This is a genomic window from Cyclobacterium salsum (genome assembly GCF_010119245.1).
GTDB classification, from domain to species: Bacteria; Bacteroidota; Bacteroidia; order Cytophagales; family Cyclobacteriaceae; genus Cyclobacterium; species Cyclobacterium salsum.
This window is the reverse complement of sequence record NZ_WNKG01000004.1, coordinates 227,169-247,938: the sequence shown is the minus strand read 5'-3', so window position 1 is coordinate 247,938 and position 20,770 is coordinate 227,169. Positions and strand designations below refer to the sequence as shown.

At 45.9% G+C, this 20,770-nt stretch carries 14 protein-coding genes and 1 tRNA gene; 6 read left to right on the top strand and 9 right to left on the bottom strand.

The annotated features are described in order from the left end of the window. Window positions 1-60: 60 nt before the first annotated feature. Together GJS45_RS08360 and GJS45_RS08355 are read left to right on the top strand one after the other, a co-directional pair. Window positions 61-1,152 (top strand): Ldh family oxidoreductase, encoded by a 1,092-nt coding sequence (locus tag GJS45_RS08360; protein WP_162341021.1) that lies wholly within the window; start codon window positions 61-63, stop codon window positions 1,150-1,152. A 61-nt stretch (window positions 1,153-1,213) separates the two neighbouring features. Continuing rightward, window positions 1,214-2,344: a DUF922 domain-containing protein gene (locus GJS45_RS08355; RefSeq protein WP_162341020.1), complete on the top strand. Its 1,131-nt coding sequence runs from the start codon at window positions 1,214-1,216 to the stop codon at window positions 2,342-2,344. 167 nt (window positions 2,345-2,511) lie between these two features. Here the strand turns inward: GJS45_RS08355 and GJS45_RS08350 are convergent, their stop codons facing one another. From GJS45_RS08350 to GJS45_RS08315, 8 genes are all read right to left on the bottom strand, one after another. After that, window positions 2,512-4,089 carry a calcineurin-like phosphoesterase C-terminal domain-containing protein gene (locus GJS45_RS08350; protein ID WP_162341019.1) on the bottom strand — a complete coding sequence of 526 codons (1,578 nt, stop codon included), beginning with the start codon at window positions 4,087-4,089 and terminating at the stop codon, window positions 2,512-2,514. 135 nt (window positions 4,090-4,224) lie between these two features. Beyond that, window positions 4,225-5,355, bottom strand: coding sequence for an FG-GAP repeat domain-containing protein (locus GJS45_RS08345; RefSeq protein ID WP_162341018.1), 1,131 nt, complete (start codon window positions 5,353-5,355; stop codon window positions 4,225-4,227). A 174-nt stretch (window positions 5,356-5,529) separates the two neighbouring features. Beyond that, window positions 5,530-6,336 carry an alpha/beta fold hydrolase gene (locus GJS45_RS08340; protein ID WP_317165096.1) on the bottom strand — a complete coding sequence of 269 codons (807 nt, stop codon included), beginning with the start codon at window positions 6,334-6,336 and terminating at the stop codon, window positions 5,530-5,532. Beyond that, the gene (locus tag GJS45_RS08335) at window positions 6,337-7,161 is read right to left on the bottom strand and encodes a sugar phosphate isomerase/epimerase family protein (protein WP_162341017.1); all 825 of its coding nucleotides are present in this window, start codon (window positions 7,159-7,161) and stop codon (window positions 6,337-6,339) included. Window positions 7,162-7,219: 58 nt separating this feature from the next. Beyond that, on the bottom strand, window positions 7,220-8,071 hold the full coding sequence (locus tag GJS45_RS08330) for a sugar phosphate isomerase/epimerase family protein (protein ID WP_162341016.1): 852 nt from the start codon (window positions 8,069-8,071) through the stop codon (window positions 7,220-7,222). A 45-nt stretch (window positions 8,072-8,116) separates the two neighbouring features. Then, complete coding sequence (locus GJS45_RS08325; protein ID WP_162341015.1) at window positions 8,117-9,157, bottom strand: ThuA domain-containing protein; 1,041 nt, start codon at window positions 9,155-9,157, stop codon at window positions 8,117-8,119. A gap of 158 nt (window positions 9,158-9,315) precedes the next feature. Beyond that, window positions 9,316-10,821, bottom strand: coding sequence for a RagB/SusD family nutrient uptake outer membrane protein (locus GJS45_RS08320; protein ID WP_202928056.1), 1,506 nt, complete (start codon window positions 10,819-10,821; stop codon window positions 9,316-9,318). A gap of 28 nt (window positions 10,822-10,849) precedes the next feature. Further along, a complete protein-coding gene (locus GJS45_RS08315) occupies window positions 10,850-13,888 on the bottom strand; it encodes a SusC/RagA family TonB-linked outer membrane protein (RefSeq protein WP_394366581.1) in 3,039 nt (1,012 codons plus the stop codon). 388 nt (window positions 13,889-14,276) lie between these two features. Between GJS45_RS08315 and GJS45_RS08310 the strand changes: the two genes are divergently transcribed. Further along, window positions 14,277-15,242: a glycoside hydrolase family 43 protein gene (locus GJS45_RS08310; RefSeq protein ID WP_235954681.1), complete on the top strand. Its 966-nt coding sequence runs from the start codon at window positions 14,277-14,279 to the stop codon at window positions 15,240-15,242. Between the two features lie 142 nt (window positions 15,243-15,384). Beyond that, window positions 15,385-15,466 (top strand) — tRNA-Leu (locus GJS45_RS08305). A gap of 6 nt (window positions 15,467-15,472) precedes the next feature. Here GJS45_RS08305 and GJS45_RS08300 read toward each other — a convergent pair. After that, window positions 15,473-16,567, bottom strand: a complete 1,095-nt coding sequence (locus tag GJS45_RS08300; RefSeq protein ID WP_162341012.1) for an AI-2E family transporter — start codon at window positions 16,565-16,567, stop codon at window positions 15,473-15,475. Window positions 16,568-16,844: 277 nt separating this feature from the next. Between GJS45_RS08300 and rho the strand changes: the two genes are divergently transcribed. Both rho and GJS45_RS08290 read left to right on the top strand, forming a co-directional pair. Continuing rightward, window positions 16,845-18,611, top strand: a complete 1,767-nt coding sequence (gene rho, locus GJS45_RS08295) for a transcription termination factor Rho (protein WP_162341011.1) — start codon at window positions 16,845-16,847, stop codon at window positions 18,609-18,611. A 316-nt stretch (window positions 18,612-18,927) separates the two neighbouring features. Further along, window positions 18,928-20,631, top strand: coding sequence for a fibronectin type III domain-containing protein (locus GJS45_RS08290; protein WP_162341010.1), 1,704 nt, complete (start codon window positions 18,928-18,930; stop codon window positions 20,629-20,631). Window positions 20,632-20,770 lie beyond the last annotated feature (139 nt).

The following is a 20,770-nucleotide window of genomic DNA, read 5'->3' as shown; positions in this document are numbered from 1 at the left end:
TTACTCTGACATCCGGTTTTCCGCTAAGGGGAGTCGGGTGTTTTTAGTTAACCCAAAATAATGAGCAAGGAGAAACGGATACATTTTGACCCGGAGAACTTGAGGCAGTTTACCTTCAGGGTTTTTGCGCATTTCGGTATACCGGAGCCAGATGCCCTTCTGGCTACGGATGTCCTGGCTTATAGCGATGAGCATGGCATTGATTCCCATGGTATTGCCCGACTAAAGACCTATGTGGATTTGTTGCAGGTTGGAAAGATAAATCCCCGGCCAAGGTTGAAGATAATCCGGGAAAAGCATGCCGTGGCGACCCTGGATGGGGATAACGGTCTGGGCTTGGTCATCGGCCCCAAATGCATGGAAATGGCTATAACCAAAGCCGGGCTTCATGGACAGGGCTCTATTTCCGTGTGTCATACCAACCATTACGGAGCGGCCGGATATTATCCTCTGATGGCTGTGAAACAGGATTTTATTGGAATGTCCATGACCAATACCACCAAAGGGGTAGCGCCCTTCAACGGGATAGAAAAGATGTTGGGAACCAATCCACTGGCCATGGGTTTTCCTACAGGAAAGGAGCCCGTTGTGCTGATGGACTTTGCCAGCAGTACAGTTGCCTACGGCAAATTGGAAATTGCCCATCGGGCAGGAGAGAAGGTGCCGTTGGGCTGGTGCCTGGATGAAAAGGGGCAGCCCACCGAACTCCCCGAGCGAATGATGAACGGAGGGGCTTTACTTCCCTTGGGTAGTACCCGGGAGGGTTCGGGTCATAAGGGCTATTGCCTGGGAGGGATTGTGGATATTATGAGTGCGGTCCTTAGTGGTGCGAACTGGGGTCCTTATGCCATTCCCTTCGCCATTGATTCTCCGCAATCAGCAAAACAAGTGGGGAAGGGGATCGGACATTTTTTTGGAGCCTGGGATGTGGAGGGTTTCCGGGACCTGGCGGCATTCAAGCAGGAGATGGATGAATGGATACGAACCATGAGAGCAACGGCCCATCTGCCGGAAAATCCCAGTGTGAAGATCCCCGGAGATCCGGAATGGGCTGCTTATAAAATCCGGATGAAAGAAGGGATTCCCCTACAGGTGCCGGTGGTTAACGATTTGGAAGCAATATCGGCATCCCTGGGTATTCCGCTTCATTAGGCTGGATACAGAACCTGCCCGACCCAATTGGCGTTAGGGCAGGTAGAAAGGAAAATCGCTCATGAGAAAGTGGCAGCTTTACCGGTTTATCAGCAAGGTAGCAGGATTTTTCACCCTGATCTACCTGCATTCGTTAGTGGCTTATCCCCGACTAGCCCTGCAAGAGTCGCCATCGATCGATCCTATTTCCCTGAAGGTGACCTCACAACTGTTTGTTCCGGAGGAATACTATATCAAAGGCCTGATAGATGACCGCACCGACCGGTCTCCTGTGGCATTTTTGGTTCCAAATGCCAGGAGCGGTAGCCAATTAGAAACCGTGGACCTGGAAGGCGGAGCGATGAACGCGTTAGAGAATTATCTTTTTGGAGTACTTCCCCAAAACGATCAATTAAGACCCATAATCGTCCGGGTTAATGATCTGAAAATTGTAGAGTCTCTACAGGATACCGGTAACGGAGTGGTCTCCGGTGAAGTATTTCTTGATTTTTCATTTGAATTGGATCGGGACGGAGAATTGGTTCACCTGTTGGATTTCCAGGGAGGGGCAAGTTATAAGAGAGGGGTTCGCCAGTTTTACCTGATAGGACCGGTACTCAAAAGGTCCATCAATAACTCCCTGAAGTATTTCAATGACTGGATTGAAAATGAATCAGATAAAGACATAAAACTGCTTCGTGATGTAACGATTCGGATTCGGGATTATCAGCAGGATATGAAAGATGACACGGTATTTTATGATCCCAAAAGGCCCCTTACCTGGGAGGATTTCACGGGAAGACCCCGGTTTAGCAATTACGCAGCTTCCATTTTTGCCAGTATCGGGTACGAAGGGAATAGCTGGATTGAAGAAGGACAGGTGATCGTGGACCTGACATTCAAGACCTATATGCTGAAAAGCTCTTCCTGGGTAAAAGGTGATAATAATAGTTATGGGCTAAACCACGAACAGCGGCATTTTGATATTGCGAAAATTGTGGTGGAGCGGCTTAAGGAGCGCGTTCGGCAACTGAACCTCCAGCCACATAATTATGAGCGCAACGTTTCCTTTCATTACCTGGAGGCCTATCGGGAGATGAACCGGCTACAGGAACAATACGACAGGGAAACGGCCCATGGACGAAACGGAAGGGCTCAGGAAAGATGGAATAAAAAAATTGATGAGGAGTTGGCCCAGTTTGGGGTGAAGTGAAGTGAAACCTGGTAATGGATATTCACTAACCCAAAACCAGCCGTTTTTGACGCGAAAAGCAAATTGAGCCGGTAAGGTTTGAAGCGAAGACAACACCGGCATACTAAAAAAAGGGACCATCCCCATTACCGGGAGGCCCCTTTTTTAGGCAGATTCGGTTGGTGGTTTTAATAAGGTACCGGTTCTGCAATGCTATATTCACTGGTAGCGGTGTGTGTTCGTCCAAACATGTCTTTTGCACGGACGGTAATGGTATGGGTACCTACAGGAAGATTGGTAGGGATACTTCCTCTCCAGAGGTGGGTGGAGTTGACGGGATTAGAAGGTCTTCTTCCCGGTTCGAGTTCCTTCATGAAATCCCATTCCATTACATCAGCTATAAAAGAAGGATCCGGTGCTTCTATCCAGTTCATGGGGCGCCATTCTCCATTGTCTATTTTATATTCTACCAGGTCGTCTTTGTCCCCCATAAAGAAATTGGCAAATATTCCGGAGGAAGTTCCCCTGTTATTGGCGACTACACGGGGATTGTATATCCCGATTTGATAATCCCGGGGTTTACCTACTACCTTGTAGTCGATGGAATAGCTGTTTTCGGCTATGTTCAGTAGGGCATAGCCTTTAGGGGTACCGTCCCTCATAGTGGAGATGGGTATACCTTCCGCATTTAGTTTTCCGGAATACCAATCCCCGGAAGTGGTTCCGGCGTTGTATTCATGAAATCTTCCTTCGCCTTCCCAGCCGTCTTCTGCCGTGTAGAAATTGTGTCGCTGTAAATGAGTATGTGCGGACATTGCCAGGCGGTTAGGGTAGTCTTTCAGTAAGTCAAATAAACGCTTCCGATCGCTGTCCCGGAAGGAGTTTTCATTTTGGTGAAGCAGGGGAATGTGAAAGGAAAGCACAACAAGCTGATCCTTGTCTACCTGTTTGAGGTTGTTTTCTACGAAGTCCAACTGGTCTTTGCGGAAGCCACCCCAATAGCCCTGACCGTCTCTGGGGTCGGGATACAAAATGTCCTCCAATACGATAAAGTGAGCTCCTCCATAATTGAAGGCATAGGCAGAAGGGCCAAATGTTTTTTCAAAGGACTCATCCGCATGGGCATCTATGGTGGCATCGTAATTCATGTCGTGGTTTCCCATGACGTTGTACCAGGGCCAGGAGGTTTGTTTGAGGATTTCAACATAACCGGGGTGAAGGTCCAGGTCATCACCGGAAAGGTCTCCGAGGCTAATTCCAAAGCTGATACCCGTTTCATTTTTCGCTTCTTCCACGACTCCCTGAGCAAATAATTCCAATTCCTTTTGGGTATAAGGCTGGGGATCTCCAAAAATCATGGCCGTAAATTCCTCAGGTTCTTCCTGGGCGTACAGGGCAAAATTGACTGATTTGGGCAGTTTTCCGGTTGGTGCTACGCCTTCGTATTGAAGTTCCGGAGATCCCTCCGGTTTATGAATATAATAAAACTTGGGCAACTTGTCCATTCCGGTAGGGACTGCATAGTCAGTGGGTTTGATGACGAAAATGATTTGATCGTTTTCAAGTGGAAGCGTGTACTTACCTTCCTCATCTGTGAGTACTACGTCAACGCCATTGCTGACGGCTACCGAAGGAATACCCTTTTCGCGACGTTCTTTCTTTCCATTTTTATTGCTGTCTTCATATACGATTCCCGATACCTGCTCCTGGGCCAGGAGTTGAACGCTGATAGCAAGGGACCAGCATAAGATGATAAATTTTTTCATGTGGTTGGCTTTTTTTATAGAGGCCTAAATTAATTCATTTGAATAGGACAGGGGTTGGTTAAGGATTAAATTAACGTTACGTTTTTAAGTGTTTCGAATCCGTATTTTTTCCGGTTTCCTCCCAGGAGTTGCCACTCATCGGGACCCTTTGTTGTGAAAGACGACCAGTCCATCCTTCCCGGCAACGACGATATCCAGAAGCCCATTTCCATTCAGATCTTCCACTGAAAAATACAACCCTGCCCCCTTGCCTTCCCCGAAAGGACCATAACTAATGATGTTTTTGGTAAAGGATTCTCCATTCCACTTAAAATAATATAAGCCTAAATGATCGTTTGCTCCGGGATCGTTTCCATTGTGAGCCCGGTATCTCTTTCCGGTGATCAATTCCATTTGCCCGTCATTGTCAATATCCACCCATTCCATGGTATGGTACTGGGACTGAAAAGGATCAATGGGGCGTTTCGTAAACGTAATTTGGCCTCCCTCACGCCGCTGTTCGTACCAATTGAGCCCGTAATCATGACCCTGACCGACAATAAGGTCATTCAAGCCATCTCCATTCACATCCTCCACCAGGATGGGTACACTGGCTCCTTCTAATTCAAAGGCGGGGTGACGTTTCCAGGTTCCTGTTTCCAGGTCTTCGGGTGCCTCCAACCAACCTTCGGGAACGATGAAATCCCCTCTTCCGTCGCCATTGATGTCTCCGAAACCCAATCCATGGCCATGTTTATCGGTGACCGGGTGCTTTGCAAATGATTGAGTCCCCTTTCCTTCGGCATCTCTGTTTAAGGTATAGTAGGCCAGGGGCTGATTGGGCGTGTTGGGAACAATGTCCAGGTATCCGTCACCATCTACGTCCCAGGCCCGGGAAGTTTCTACATTGCCCGTATTGGCAATCTCGTGTACCGTCCATTCCCCGTTTGTTCCGGGGTTTTCTACCCAAAACAAGGTTTTGCCAAACCAACCTCCGGTAATGTAGTCCATTTTGCCATCTCCGTTTACATCCATGGGAATGGTCGAAAAGTCATCAAAATATTCGCTTACCCGTTTTACCTGCCCGATAAGCTGTCTTTTGGTAAATTCAGGCCCTTTGTACCAATAACTACCGGAAACAAGATCAGGGACTCCATCTCCATCTACATCAAATACACCTACGGATTCGGCACTCTCCATAGCGATCAGCTGTTTTTCAAACGTTACCGGTTTGGGGTCATCGTTGAGAAAAACCAACGATAAGGCAATACTTACATATCCAATCATAGCTGAAAGGTAGGGTATTGAGTGTAAAAAGTATCCTGCACTATCCTGTATGAGAAACAAATTTAAACGCCTTAACCAGCGGAATGCTCTAATTTAAAGGATACTTTCTTTTTTCTTCTCGAAACAAAACGAAGGAGGCCGAAAATAAAAAGCGATTACCAAATCGATTCGATTTTAATTTTCCAGCAACCATTGGTTGACCCGGTTATTAAAATCCTCCAGATTTTCCCAATGGAAGGCATGTCCGCTTCCGGGGTAGATGTGTAATTGGGAATTGGGAATGGCTCCGGCAACCTCCCGGGTCATCCACTGAGGAGTAAAGGCATCCACCTCACCACCCAGTACAAAGGTAGGCTGCTGTATGTCTGGGAGCAGGTCCAGCACCTGGTGGTGTATGCAGGCTTCCGCCTGTCCTTCCAGGCCAACCAGCGGTTGGGGAGTAGGATCCAACGCCGCATTTTCCCGATCGGCTACCATGTCCTCGTAATTTGAGTCGTCATCAAAGCTGGCTTTGGAAAAAATCAACAGTTGTACGTAGAGGCTAAACTCCTCCGGCCTAAGCCGGGCTTTGCAGTCCATCATGTGTCTGAAAATGTCCTTCGCCTTGCGGTCACATCTGGCCCAGGGACACATAAGAACAAGCGATCTTACCAGCTCTGAGTGCCGAATGGCCAACTGCTGGGCGATGATGCTACCCATGGAGACACCCACCACCCGTACATCCGAAAGGCCCAGGTGTTTCAACAAACCCGCACAGTCATCGGCCATTTGTGCCGAACTGTAGGGCCCCGGAGGTTTGTCGGATAATCCCACTCCCCGGTTGTCAACCAAAATGCATCGAAAGCTTTTTTCCCAATACGCCACGTGTTTTTCCCACACAGCCCCAGGGGCAGTAATGCCCATGATTAATAATAGCGGATCGCCGGATCCCCTCTCCTCATAGTGGAGGTTAATTCCATTACTTTGTACCACTGACATCATCTATTTTAAGCTAGGGATTAATGACTCATGAACCCATTTTCCATCGTGGAGGGTTACAAAATCAGGATCTTTTAAGGCTTCCTGCCCCTCATCTTCACAGATAATCCAGCCATTAAACTGCTCGTCTTTCAGCCATTGAGTTATGCTGGTAAAATCTACTTTTCCATTCCCCATAAGGGTGAATTCCGGATTTCCATCCCAATCTTTGTAATGCACGTGATTGATCAGGGACCTATATTCTTTCATCTTGGCCAGCGGATCCATGCCTCCATTGATAATATGCCCCACATCGGGGCACCAGCCGGTTACCTTGGGGTCCAGGCTTTCCAGAATGACCTGATAATCTTCCTCTGTTCGGGTGATGGAACTATGAGGAGAATTAGGATGAAAGCTGCTGATTACCCCCTGATCAGTTGCTCGGGAAGAAACGGTGTTCACAATATTGACGAGGTTTTTTCTTCGCTGTACCAGGTCGTGTCGACCAGTGGGGATCTGAACGGTACAGAGTACCGATCCTGGAAATTTTGACAATAGCTTAATAGCCTCGTCAGCGATCTTTTTTTCTTCCTCAGTCTCTTCGGTCCCATTCCAATCCAGGGCGAGAGCGACGGCTGCCAGTTCTATGTTTTGCTCCTTGAGTTTTTTTTCCAACAGATTGGCATCCGCTAAAGGCCCCATCCAGGTAAAAATGGGCTGTATTCCGGTAAAGCCAGCTTTGGAGATCACCTCGATCATATGGCCCAACTGGCCTTTGTAGGTTTCCCCATTATTGCTCATAAACCAGGTGTAGACCTCGGCTCCGAAGCGAAAAGGTAAGGTATTCATTTTAGGTATTGGTTTAAGGTTTTGGTAAAAGATTCTTATTTCGGCTGTGAAAAATGGGTTATAATCCGTGTTTTTCTCCCATTTCCTTAATAAAACGGTAACCGTTTTCGGCCATTTCCCAGGGCTGCGAGAACTCCCTCCAGACACCGATGGAATTGGCGAAATCGGGATCATTTCTGGTAAAACCTTCAATGGTCAGCCAGCCCCCAAAGTTGATTTCGGCCAGGGTAGAAAAGGTGTCGTCCCAGGGCACATGGCCGGATCCGGGTGTTCCCCGGTCATTCTCACTGATATGCACATGACCCAGGTAGGGTGCTACTTTTCGAAGGGCTTCGCCCAGTTTTTTCTCCTCAATGTTAGCATGATGCGTATCAAACATGGCTTTCACATTGGGATGGTCTACTTTTCTAACCAACTGTATTAGTTGGTCCATGGTGTTGCAAAGGTAGCATTCAAACCGGTTAAGCGCTTCCGGAGTAAGGGTGATGCCTGCCTGCCGGGCATGGTCTCCTGCCTGGTGTAAAACTTCGGCACTCCAATTGTATTCGTCCGCTGTCGGGGATCGCTGCGCAAAGGTGGAAAAGGCGGAGTGGAAGGGGCCACAGATAACCTTGGCTCCCAGATCGTGGGAGCGGTCGATGGTCCATTTAATTTTTTCCAGTGCCTTGCCCCTGACCTTGGCATCCGGGTCTATTGGGTTTTCATCGGGGCCCAACACGAAGACTGTGGTCGTTTCCAGGCCGGTCTGGCGGGCAAACTTTCCGATTTCCTGATACGCTTTTTCGTCAGGAGATCCCACAAAAAATTCTACTCCGTCATATCCGATGGTTTTTAATCGCTCAATAATGGGCTTTAAATCATCTGAAACGACTGCAGACCAGGCTAGTACGTTAAATCCAATTTTATTCATGATGTGTTGTTAATAATGGGTAAAAAAAACCAGGTTCTATCTATACTATTCAAAATCGGATACTTTCATTCCCTCTTGGAAATTATCAAATCCGAACATGGTAGGTTCGTAGGTTCCTACGATGGACACATTTGCTTTTTCCGGAATTTGCGGTTCCATATCCAGACCCCAATAGGTGGCATTTACAATTAACCTCCGTAAATCTTCACTAAGCAAATCTACCGATGCCCCCATGGTGCTGGCAAAAACCCTCCCCATTTTTCCTCCTTCCAGGGCATAGGATTTCGTCCAGGCAACCGGCATGAGGGACTTCTCCCAGTTGATGGGGGATTCAGGGGTCATTCCTGAGGTAGAAGCGCCGTGAATTAATACAGTGGCATCTTCGCCAATATTCGTGACGGTATACACATCAGAAGCCGCCCAAATGTCTTTTACCCCGTTTAATATTGGGTTTTTGGCTGCGGCCTGAATGCCGTCTAGCAAGGCCCGGGTTCCTTCTTCCGCATGATGCCCATGGTGAGCCACCCAGGTTTCTCCTAGAATTTTCCTTCCAAACCCTTTCTCCCAGCCGGGAGATTTGCTTTGCCAATGGTACTTCGCATAGGGACTCGTGCTTTCGTTGCCGTAATTGAAGGCATGGGTAGAAGTGCGAAGTGCCAGCAGTGGTTTGCCAGCTTTGAGAAATTCATCAAAATAACGCATCTGTTCATCCGGTAGCTCTCGAAAACGTAGTAGAATGATGGCCAGATCGGCATCTTCCAGCGCTTCCATCCCAGGTATGTTGCTCTTATAGTTGGGGACTACCTCGTTGTTTTCCGGATTGATGGGAAAAAGGACGGTGGTGTTAAAACCATGATGGGTGGAAAGAATTTTAGCCAGCATCGGAAGTCCTTCTTCCGAGCGGTATTCATCATCTCCGGCAATCAATACGATGTTCTTCCCATTACCGGGGCCATTCCCGCCTTCAAAGTGAAGCATCAATTTTTCCTGCTGGGCGATGGAGAGACTACTGCTAAAGGCAAAAATAATCAGTAATGCCAGTTTTAGAAGAGTGTTGGTAGAGGTGATTTCACGCGGTGCTTTCATCTGGGAAATAAGTTGTTTGGAGATTTAAATTAAGCAAATTGTTTGGAACATTCCCTAATGAAAGGGGATCTAATGTGCTAATATAGGATAAAAGGGGCAAACCGGGTTTTTGTTGCCCGTTTCGCCCCTTTGTAATTCATCTATTTCTAAGCTGTGGTTTAATATCCCTGATTCTGAGTCAGCTTATCATTATTTCTGATCTCTGCTGTAGGAATGGGGAAAAGCAGCTCCCTTTCCCGAAGCGTTGGTCCATAGGAAAACTCATGTCCTACGTAATCCTCAAATTGAAGCGTTTCAACATTAAAAGCCTTTCTTAAGCGCACCATGTCATACCATGTTTTATTTTCAAAGCAAAGTTCCACCCATTTTTCTCTCCATATAGCTTCTCTGAACTGGTCCTGACTTAAGTTTTCCAGGTCGGGAAGATTGGCTCTTTCACGAATGCTGTTAACGGCATCATAGGCTTCTGCGGTGGGGCCGTCCACCTCATTCATGGCTTCCGCATAAATCAGGAGAATCTCAGCAAAGCGGTAAATGGGCCAATTGAGGCCGCTGCTAGTCGTATTGAGCTGTGCCTCTTCGTCAAAATGCTTCCAGATGTAATAGTCTCCCAACTCCATGATCGTGTTTCTGTCAGATTCCAGACTGTACTCCGTGTAGAAAAACTCCTTTTCCTCGGCTCTTTTGTCTCCGGCTTCAAAGGATTCGACAAATTCCTGATTGGCAAATATTCCACCTGTTTCTGCGCTATAGGCAGAAATACCCCTATTGTAGGGGATGATGGAAACCTGCCAGGAGGAGGGTACCGTAAAGGCAGCATACTGGGTCATGAAAATGTGCTCCCCCAGATTTTTATCTTCTACCGAATGCAGCTTGCTGTAATCGTCAAAAAGGCCAAAGACACCTGACTGGATGACATCATCGGCCTTGTCTGCGGCAAGTTGGTAATACTGATCGCCACCCTGAAGCGGGTATCCCGCCATGGTCAGGTACACGCTGGCAAAGAGCGATTTAACAGCCCCCATAGAAACCCTGCCGCTTACATTCCTCCAGGGCAAGCCTGAATTCTCCGCCACTTCCAGGTCCGCAACAATCTGGTTGTAAACGGCCTCTGTACTTGCCGGTTCCGGATAAAGTTCCGGGCTGGTCAGGTCAATGGAGGTGGTAATCAATGGAATATTTCCGAAAATCCGAATCAAATTGAAGTAATAGTAGGCCCTGAAAAATCGAGCCTCACCCAGTAATTGATTCTGGTCCGCATTGTCCATGTCTATTTCCGGTATTTTCTCAATCGCCAGATTGGCATTGGCAATTCCCCTATACGAACTGGTCCAGTAAGTTTGGCCGTAGCCGTTGTCCGAGTTATTGATCAGGTTACGAACAAAGAGGCTGTTTTGAGCCTGTCCCAATTCGGTATTGGCCAGTCCAGTGGCAAATTCCAGCATCATCCACGGACCTCCGCCGAAACCACTTTGCATGACTGGCTGCAGGCTTTGGTAAATCGAATTCACCACGCTGGTGGCATGTTCGGGGCGGGTAAAATAGTTTTCAAGGGTGAAATTGGATTTGTCGGTTTCTTCCAGAAACTCGTTACATCCCCAGGCCGTGAGTATCAGAAAGCCGATGATACATACCCGGCTAAGTTTTATGATATATTTTTTCATGATTTTCATTTTTTTCAAGCGTTACGTTTTACAGAGCGATGTTTACCCCCAGCATAAATACCCTTGGTTTCGGGTAGGAATACAGATCGACTCCCTGGTCAAAAGGCGATCCGGAGGTGGAAACCTCGGGGTCATATCCCTGGAATTTGGTGCTCAGGAAGAAATTCTGTACCGATACGAAGGCTCTAAGTCGGTTTAATTTGATCCGTTGAATCAAATCCGGCTCGAACGTATAGGCAAATAGCAGGTTTCGACCTCGTAGAAAGGATCCATCCTGTGCCCTGTCCGAATCATTAAAGGTGTTGTATCCAGCAGTCAGGGGCCTCAATTGTGCGATATTCGTGTTTTGATTGTCCGGAGTCCAGGCATTTAATACCGTTCGGAAACTATTGGCAATTCCCTGCCGGTCTTCTGCGGAGTGCTTGCTTCTCCATAATACCTGGTTGCCATACATGAACTGAAGGTCTACCATCAGTTCGAAGTTTTTGTATTGGAAGGTATTCATCAGGGTGCCGAATCCCTTCGGAATACCCTGGCCGATGATTACCCGGTCATTATCATTGATGGCTCCGTCACCATTCACGTCTTCGTACTTGATGTCTCCCGGTAATTTAAAATACTGAGCGGCCAGATCGGCTTCGTCCGTATCCCAGGTTCCCTGATGGACAAACCCAAAGAATGAACTCACAGGCTCGCCTTCACGGATGATGGTGGATCCTGAGAAAATATCAGCGCCTCCTGTTAGCTCCAACACCTCGTTTTGGTTTCTGGATATATTGAAGTGGGTATCCCATCGGAAATCTTTGTTAACCATGTTTACGGAATTCAAAGCAAACTCCACCCCTTTATTTTCCATACTTCCAATGTTTTGCGTGACCTGAGTGTAGCCACTACTGGATGGTACGGGAGCGTTTAGCAACATGTCTTCAGTCAGCTTGCGGTAAAGGTCCAATTCAAACGTGAGCCGATTATTGAATAAGCCAAGTTCTAAGCCTATATCGGTTTGGAAGGTCTTTTCCCATCGCAGGTCAGGGTTCGCCAGTCGGTTGATACCCAAACCGATGGATCTGGAATTGTTGAAAATCACCGTGTAGTTTCCCATACCGGCAAGTGCCTGGTAGGCTGGGATTTCAGAGTTACCTGTCACCCCGTAACTACTTCTTAGTTTTAGGTTAGAAATGATGCTGTTGTCTTTAAGGAAATCTTCCTCCGAAACTCTCCAGGCCAGCGCAGCGGAAGGAAAAACGGCATATCGGTTGGCCTCTCCAAACTTGGAGGAACCGTCTATCCGTCCGGTAAAGGTCAGCAGGTATTTTTCCTTAAGGTTATAATTAAACCTTCCGAAATAGGAATTCAATCCATAGGCCGAGGTGCCGGAAAGCGTCTGGAATACATTGGCTCCAGCACCGAGGTTGTTAAACTTGAAATAATCATCCTGAAAATCCTGTGATCTGGCGGTACTGTTAAATCGGTCCACATGCTGCCAGGATATCCCCAGTAGTGCGTTTATCGATTGGTTTTCGTCGATATCCTTATTGTAAGTCAGGTAATTTTCGAACTGCCAGGAATTCAACCGGTCGTTCATGACCGACGCATCTCCCCGTTGGTTTCTGGCAATGTAGTTAAGCATGCGACCTCCGTAATAGTCGACTCGCTGATTAATGATATTGGTGGCCAAAACAGAACGCATTTCGAGTCCGGGTGCCAGGCTAAAGTTTGCGTACAGATTTCCAAGCATGGTTTGGGTATTCACCATGTACACCCGGTCTTCCACTACATGAAGCGGGTTGTTGCCACCCTCCATGCCCGGGTAATCTTCGTTTCCGGCCCAACTGCCATCATCGTATTTGACCGGGATAATGGGTAAGGCTTCCAGTACCTGCCGCATGGCAATGATGCCTCCGGCGCCCAAGGGGTCTACCTGGCTTTCTTTCTGATCCGTATAACTAAGCGTACCACCCACTTTTAGCCAATCTTTTATCTGGCTGTCAAAAACGAACCTTCCGGCATAGCGCTTCAGGTAAGAACCACGCATCAGGCCTTCCTCATTTCGGTGGTTTACGTAAATTCCATAGGAATCTTTTTCATTGCCACCGGTCAATCCCAATTGGTAATTTTGGGTGACAGCCTGCCTGAAGGACTCATCTTGCCAATCGGTATCGTGCAAGGGGTTGCCGTTGGCATCAAATAAACGTGGGTCGGTCCTTTTTAATTGAGGATCCCTGTAAATGCCGTTTTCCCAGCCTGAAGGGTCGTATTTCTGGGCATTTTGGTACGCGATATCCTCTACCATCAAAAACTCTTCGGAGTTCAGTAAGGGGATCTTTTTGGGGAGGACTCCCACACTCACATCCGTGTCAAAAGTGATGACTCCTCCGGAGGTACTACCCCTTTTGGTGGTGACCAATATGACACCATTGGCTCCCCTTGCGCCATATATGGCGGTAGCAGAAGCATCCTTTAGCACTTCTACAGAGGCAATGTCATTGGGATTGATATAGTCAATGGGCGTACTACCATTAGCCAGACCGGCTGCATGGATAATCACCCCGTCAATGACATATAAGGGATCGTTTGCGATACTTACTGAGGTGTTGCCTCGAATACGTATATTTGCCCGGCCTCCGGGACGTCCTGAATTTACCGATACATTCACACCTTGGATTCTTCCGGACAGTGCCTGATTTAATGAGGCAGACGGTCGCTCCTGTAGTGCTTCGGAACTCACGGAACCAACGGCTCCGGTCAGATCGGATTTTTTCTGGGTTCCGTATCCTACTACCACGACCTCTGATAAATCAGAAAAGGACGAGTTGAGGAAAATTTCTATCTGGTCCATTCCCGATTCGACGGTTACTTCCTGGGTCTCGTAGCCGATAAAACTGACGACCAACACTTCTCCATTTGCTGCTTCCAGGCTGAATTCACCGTCGATGTCGGTGACGGTTCCGCGGGTAGTACCTTTTACCAATACAGAAACACCCGGAATTAATTCCTGATCTTCCTGAGACAGGACTGTCCCCGACACGGTCCGTTGCCCTTGGGCCATTGCCTGACCGCCGATCATGAGCAGCGAAAAGGCGAACACGGCTATCCCGTACTTTAATTTTTCAAGGAAAAATTTTTCCATAACTTTTAGGTTTATTGATTAATTGATTTAATAAATTTAAATTTTAAAACTAAATTAGTACTGTGATATTTTAATATAAATTTCCATACCTTTTACAAATATTCTATCCTGTACTATCCTGCTTATGAATATTATGGGATGTTTTAGGCTATTATTACCCAATACTATTTTATAAAAGGGGCGATTTAAGGATTAGCTGCGCTGATTTGTAGATGGGTGGCAACTGATTTTTATCATGTTATTATGAATAGGTGTCTGCCGGGAGTCAGGGACCAATTATTTGTTATCTTTGTTTCTGGCTATTCCCAGCAAATCCAAACATAAAATGATGCTTACTCTTTTAAGGCTTTCCCTCATTGTCCTGATTCTGGGCTGTGTTGCTTTTCTTCCATCCTGCAGCTCCACCGCTTATCAGGCGAAGCAGGAAGTGTTTATGTTTTCCTATTTTACTGGAAATGGAGAGGATGGCCTGCACCTGGCCTACTCGCTGGATGGATACCAATTCAAGCCGCTTGAAAAGGGCAATTCACTGCTAATCCCCACAGTGGGGGAGGATAAATTAATGCGGGATCCCTGTATTGTTAAAGGGAGAGACGGGCGGTTTCATATGGTATGGACGGTTAGTTGGAATGAAAAGGGCTTGGGGCATGCCTATTCGGATGATCTGGTTCATTGGTCGGAACAGCAATTTATTCCGGTGATGGCGCACGAGCCGAATGCCAGAAATACCTGGGCTCCGGAAGTGTTTTATGATAAGAAAGAGGACCTGTATTTGATTTACTGGTCGACCACCATCAGTGGCCTCTACCCGGAAACTCAATCTGAGGAGGAAGACGGATACAATCACCGGCAATATTATGTCACTACTAAAGACTTTGAAACCTTTTCCGAAACCCAGCTTTTCTACGAACCGGGATTCAATGTCATTGATGGGACGATCCAGGAAGTGGATGGGGAATACCTGCTTTTTGTTAAAGACGAGACAAGAGAACCTCCCCGAAAAAACATAAGAATAGCCAAAAGCGAAAAATTAACGGGGCCTTATGGTCCTGCCGGAGTGCCTATTACCGGCAATTACTGGGCCGAAGGTCCAACGGTCACCAAAGTGGGAGATTATTGGTTGGTTTATTTTGATAAATACATAGAGAAGGACATGGGTGCCGTGATGTCCTCCGATTTGGAAAACTGGATTGATATATCCAACCGAATAAACTTTCCGGTGGATAGCCGGCACGGGACTGTTTTTAAGGTAGATAAATCATTATTTGACCAACTACCATTTGCCAGGTAACTAATAAGCAAGCATTGAATTGATTCTGAGTGGGTTGATTTGTTTGATAGCAGGGATGAAAAAATAAACGGTCTGATAGAGCGGGAATAAATTCCTTTTTCATTGCGGAAAATCAATTTATTTTTCATTTTTGCATTCACATGCGCACGTGGCGAAATTGGTAGACGCACTGTCTTCAGGTGGCAGCGCCTTCGGGTGTGAAGGTTCGAATCCTTTCGTGCGCACATGTTTTATTTCTTGCTCCATTTTTTCCGTAGGAGCTTGATAAAATTCTGGTTGTTTTCTAATACGGGGAAATCATCTCCCAATAAGTAGCCATAAGGCTGCAAACCGGGAATGCGGTCGAAGGCTATTTTGAGTATTCCCACCAAGGGGATGAACAGTACCATCCCGGATATTCCCCAGATGCCACCCCCTATTAAAATCGCTAATACGACTACCAGTACATTTACCTTCACCTTAGATCCGACGATCAGTGGGGTGATTAGATTATTCTCCAGCAATTGGATGCCCCATAATACCAGCAAGGTAATAATAGGAAGTAAAAAGGTGTCCGTGGTAAGAAATACATACAGAATCACCAGAACGGAACTAACAATCACTCCTATATAAGGTATAAGATTCATAATGGCAATAAAGAGGGCAAAGAGCAGGTAATAGTTGATCCCAATAAAGTAAAAATAGATCCCTGCCAAAATGGAGACTAAAAAGGTCACTTTCAACATGCCCACCAGGTAGGCATGAATGACCTTTCCGGAATCGCTAACCCAGGCTAAAATGGCTTCATTGCTTCTGGAAGAAGCTTTTAGCAAAAAGGCTACAAAAAAATCCCTGTAGTACAGCAATAAAAAAATGTAAAGAGGAATTATACCAATTAAGGTCAGGGATTTACCGGTACTGAAAATCGTATTATTAAGATTGTCGAGTGGCAGCCAGTTGAAAGTATTCCAACGTTCCAATCCTTCTGTTTCTGTAAACCCAAACACCTTACTTACTTCTGCCTGGAAAAGGGTCAGTTTGTTGCTCAGCCGGGTACCTATCTCAGGAATATCCGCAATAAGTAAGATCATTTGGTTCACCAAAACGTAAATAATGCCGGCACCCAGGATACTGATCATCGCAATGCTCAACGTGATGGCCATGGATCTGGGAAATCGCTTATTTTCCAGCCACTCGGTAATAGGATAAAGCGCAAAGGCAAAAAACACTCCCCAGATCAAAGGCACCAATATAAAAGAGCCGACATGCATGAGCCATAGCGCCAACGCAACGGAAAGTAAGGAATAAGCGGTCAACTGAATGGGGTGGGGTTTGGTTGGTTCCATGTTGTGAAAATGGGTTTGGTAGTTAAAATTAAGAATAAGGCAACTACTTAACCAAAATTCTGGCAAGGAATGTGCAGCGGGTTGACCATGACGATTTAAATAACAATTAGCTAAAAATTTGCGTATTAGTGGCGATTGATGTAATATTGTAACGTCAAGAAAAGCAGAAGATCACCATCCTGGAGATTTTAGTATTGTCTGTATACCTTTTTATACCAATCAAGATACATACCATTTCATCATTTACACAGTCTAGAATTACATTCACACGTTTTTTATGTATAACATAGAAGAATTAAGAATCAGGCTATTGTCTGAATTAAAAGAAATCGCAGAGGAGTTGGGGGTTAAAAATTTCAAGTCTTTAAAAAAAGAAGATTTGGTTTATGCCATTTTGGACCAGCAGGCAATTACGCCTGAGAAATCGCTTCCAAAAAAGAAACCCACAAAGGTAGAAGAGGAAACGGTGGACAGTAGTTCGAATGTATCCACAGACACGAGGGCTGCAAATGAAGAAAAGCCCAAATTCAGAAGACAGAACGTCACCGAGATTCCTAAGGAAGAAAAAAAGGACGCGCCCGAGAAAGAAGATAAGCCAAAAAAGGCAGCAGAAAAGCCATTTAAGGCGGAAGAGAAGAAATCACCCCCTCCCGAAAGGAAATCAAAAGATAGATCGGATAATAAGAAAAGCGAGGAACAGGGAAATAAGGGGGCCGGAAAAAGTGAGGACGGAAAAGGAAGAAGTTTTCGCCCAAGACGCCGGGCAGTAGTCGATGTGGAAGAATTGAATTCAGGAAATGCGGAAAGCACTCCTCCTTCCTCAGAACAGGATTTTCCAAAAAAGAGAAATGTCAGAGATAATGACGATTCCCCACAGCCTGATTCGAACTATACGCCCAAACGAAAGACATCCGTTACCATCAAGGACTTTGACGGGATCATTGAAAATTCAGGTGTGCTGGAGATCATGTCCGATGGTTATGGTTTTTTAAGATCGCTGGATTACAATTACCTCGCTTCCCCAGATGATATATACGTTTCTCCTTCTCAGATTAAACTTTTTGGACTAAAAACAGGAGACAATATTGAGGGGCAAATCAGACCGCCAAAGGAAGGAGAAAAGTATTTTGCCCTACTCAAGGTCGGAACTGTCAATGGCAAGACCACAGATGAGATTCGGGACCGGATTCCTTTTGAATACCTCACTCCTTTATTTCCCGAGGAGCGTTTGAGTCTGACGACCAAACACGACAACTACTCCACCCGTATCGTTGATCTTTTTGCACCGATAGGAAAAGGACAACGGGGTATGATTGTAGCCCAACCAAAAACAGGAAAAACGGTCCTGTTGCAAAAAATAGCCAATGCAATAGCCGAAAATCATCCGGAGGTCCACCTGATGATTCTATTGATTGATGAACGACCTGAGGAAGTGACGGACATGGCACGTTCGGTAAAGGCAGAAGTTATTTCCTCGACCTTTGACGAGCAAGCTGAAAGGCACGTAAAAGTAGCCGCATTGGTGCTGGAAAAGGCTAAAAGAATGGTGGAGTGCGGACATGATGTGGTGATATTGCTGGATTCCATCACCCGGTTGGCCAGAGCGCACAATACCGTGGTACCTTCGTCTGGAAAGATTTTGTCCGGAGGAGTGGATGCTAATGCTTTGCACAAGCCGAAGCGATTTTTTGGGGCTGCCAGAAACGTAGAAAATGGAGGTTCTCTCACCATTATTGCCACCGCCCTGGTAGAAACCGGTTCAAAAATGGATGAAGTTATTTTTGAGGAATTCAAAGGTACGGGTAACATGGAACTGTCGCTGGATCGAAAACTATCCAATCGTCGTATTTATCCTGCGATCGATGTGCCGGGTTCCGGTACCAGAAGAGAAGATCTGCTGATGGATAAAGAAGAAATGCAGCGGATTTGGATTCTTAGGAAAATCATGTCGGATATGACATCCCAGGAAGCCATGGAATTCCTTTTACAGCGTATGAAAGGAACCAGGGACAATTCCGAATTTTTGATCAGTATGAATGGGTAATCCTTTTTACGGATTAAAAATAGTAGTCTTTAGAGCCCGGTGTTGCCGGGCTTTTTTTATGCCTATGTACTACTCCTTTGTTTGGCTATTCGCATTTCCTGGCCGATGAACAGCAGGAGTATTTCGGGTAGCCAGCCGTTGGCTTGATTTGTAAATAAAAACAAAAAAGATAATTTGAATAGCAAAATACATTATTTGTAAAACATTTACCGGTCATTTTACCTTGTTCAACTGTAGATGGTTGGCCTTGGACGATTAATTCCCGGTACGGGAAAATGAAGAGGTAATTTTATGCTGTGATAGTAAAAAAACAGCTATGAAAACCTTTTTCCATTCTACTCCAACCCTGGTTAACCTCTTCACTGGTATGTTGGTATTTTTTGTATTTGGTCAAGTCACCGCTCAGGAATTTACCAGTTCAACGGATGGTAATTGGAATGTAAATGCTACCTGGAACAGTGTTACTTCTTGTGGAGCCAACCAGAACATCAGTACTGGGTATCCGCCCATTACCAAAAGCTGGGGCTGTCTGGTAGCGGTATCCATAAACCATGAGGTGGTTTTTGATGGAAATGCTCAAGGTTTTGGGAGTGGTACATTTTCCAAAATTGAACTTGGAAGCAACGGCAAGCTGGAATTTAAGGGAGACTTGATTATCAACGGGGGTGGTTCCGTTCCAGAAATCGTATTGGCAGAGGGTTCAGAATTGGTGGTGACTGGCCGGTTTGACATTGATCGGAAGGTAAACATTGTGATTCCCAACAATGCAAAATTAACGATAAACGAGCTGGTAATTGGGGACAACCAACCTACCATTACCGTTGAGGAAGGCGGCATACTGGAAGTTTTGGAAACCACTACTTTGAAAAATAAAGCCACCCTAAATGTATACGGAGATTTTGAAACCAATGCTATGAACTTTACCTCTGGAGGCACGGTGAATGTGGGTTCTGAAAATGGACAGGCAGTCGTTAATGGGGATTTATTCATTCAAAATGGGACGTTAAATTTAGACGGAAAGGGCAGCATTTTGGTCGAAGGGCAAACGTCTACCGGCAATAGCGGGTCCATTGGTTTAAAGGATAGCTCGAGCGGTAGGTTCACTGGAGATGTCACCATGGGAAATGGTGGATCCTTACTGGCGCAAAATAGTGCCGAATTTACTTTTGGAGGAAATTTGTCTAAACGTGGTGGAGCAATGATAGTGTTGAAGAACTTTGCCAAAGGGATTATAACAAAAGACGTTACAATGACAAACGGCACCATTGACCTGTCCAATAATACTGAACTTTTTGTTGGAGGGAAATTGAATGCCTCAAATGGTGCCAGTATCAAGGGAAGCAATAATGCTGGCTATTTTATCTGTGATTACCCCAATTCTACCAAAGAAGATACTGATTTCGTGTCGCTCAAAAACAATTCCTTTTACGGACCGGGTTGTTTTACCCTTCCCGTGGTTTGGAAATCATTTACGGTAAGCCCGGTAGAAAACAAGCAAAACCAATTGGTTTGGGAAACTTCCAAAGAAAACGGCAGCAGTCATTATGAGATCGAACGATCGATAGGCGGCGTGCAGGATTTTGAAACCATCGGAGAGGTTGCCGCTGCCGGATGGACCAATACGGGGTCCCGATATACGTTTCAGGATAGAGCATTGAAAGGAGTTCATGGCATGGTTTATTACAGAATCAGACAGGTAGATTTTACGCAGAGCAGTGCGGTTAGCGAAGTAAAATCAGTAAAAGTGGTCAATCAAAGCCCGGATCTCATTCAATGGACAGCCTACCCAAATCCCAGCGACGGGTCAAATTTACAGGTAAAACTGAGTTCCGGTTATGTTTCAGGGGCGGTAAGTGCCCGCTTTTCACATGCGACCGGATCGACTTCCTTTGAAGGTGAAGTTGGGATGGGACTGGACCAGTGGCTACAGGAAATGATCCAGAAAGCGTCAAAAGGCGTTTGTGTTTTGGAATTGGTGTATGAAGAACAAGTTTACCGGATAAAAATTCTAAAAGTATAATTACCTGGATTTTTTCGGAAGGGTAAGAATCCTCTGATCCCGAGTTTTAATAAAAATCCGCTCTATGGAAAGTTTGGTATTGTAAACCAGGTTGTTGTAATTTTTTCTTCCAGGTGAAAAATTAGTTTTGTAACTATTA

Excerpts from the sequence above, each read along its gene's own strand:
- GJS45_RS08360 (WP_162341021.1), top strand. The coding sequence starts at position 61 with ATGAGCAAGGAGAAACGGATACATTTTGACCCGGAGAACTTGAGGCAG.
- GJS45_RS08355 (WP_162341020.1), top strand. The coding sequence starts at position 1,214 with ATGAGAAAGTGGCAGCTTTACCGGTTTATCAGCAAGGTAGCAGGATTT.
- GJS45_RS08350 (WP_162341019.1), bottom strand. The coding sequence starts at position 4,089 with ATGAAAAAATTTATCATCTTATGCTGGTCCCTTGCTATCAGCGTTCAA.
- GJS45_RS08345 (WP_162341018.1), bottom strand. The coding sequence starts at position 5,355 with ATGATTGGATATGTAAGTATTGCCTTATCGTTGGTTTTTCTCAACGAT.
- GJS45_RS08340 (WP_317165096.1), bottom strand. The coding sequence starts at position 6,336 with ATGATGTCAGTGGTACAAAGTAATGGAATTAACCTCCACTATGAGGAG.
- GJS45_RS08335 (WP_162341017.1), bottom strand. The coding sequence starts at position 7,161 with ATGAATACCTTACCTTTTCGCTTCGGAGCCGAGGTCTACACCTGGTTT.
- GJS45_RS08330 (WP_162341016.1), bottom strand. The coding sequence starts at position 8,071 with ATGAATAAAATTGGATTTAACGTACTAGCCTGGTCTGCAGTCGTTTCA.
- GJS45_RS08325 (WP_162341015.1), bottom strand. The coding sequence starts at position 9,157 with ATGAAAGCACCGCGTGAAATCACCTCTACCAACACTCTTCTAAAACTG.
- GJS45_RS08320 (WP_202928056.1), bottom strand. The coding sequence starts at position 10,821 with ATGAAAAAATATATCATAAAACTTAGCCGGGTATGTATCATCGGCTTT.
- GJS45_RS08315 (WP_394366581.1), bottom strand. The coding sequence starts at position 13,888 with ATGATCGGCGGTCAGGCAATGGCCCAAGGGCAACGGACCGTGTCGGGG.
- GJS45_RS08310 (WP_235954681.1), top strand. The coding sequence starts at position 14,277 with ATGATGCTTACTCTTTTAAGGCTTTCCCTCATTGTCCTGATTCTGGGC.
- GJS45_RS08300 (WP_162341012.1), bottom strand. The coding sequence starts at position 16,567 with ATGGAACCAACCAAACCCCACCCCATTCAGTTGACCGCTTATTCCTTA.
- rho (WP_162341011.1), top strand. The coding sequence starts at position 16,845 with ATGTATAACATAGAAGAATTAAGAATCAGGCTATTGTCTGAATTAAAA.
- GJS45_RS08290 (WP_162341010.1), top strand. The coding sequence starts at position 18,928 with ATGAAAACCTTTTTCCATTCTACTCCAACCCTGGTTAACCTCTTCACT.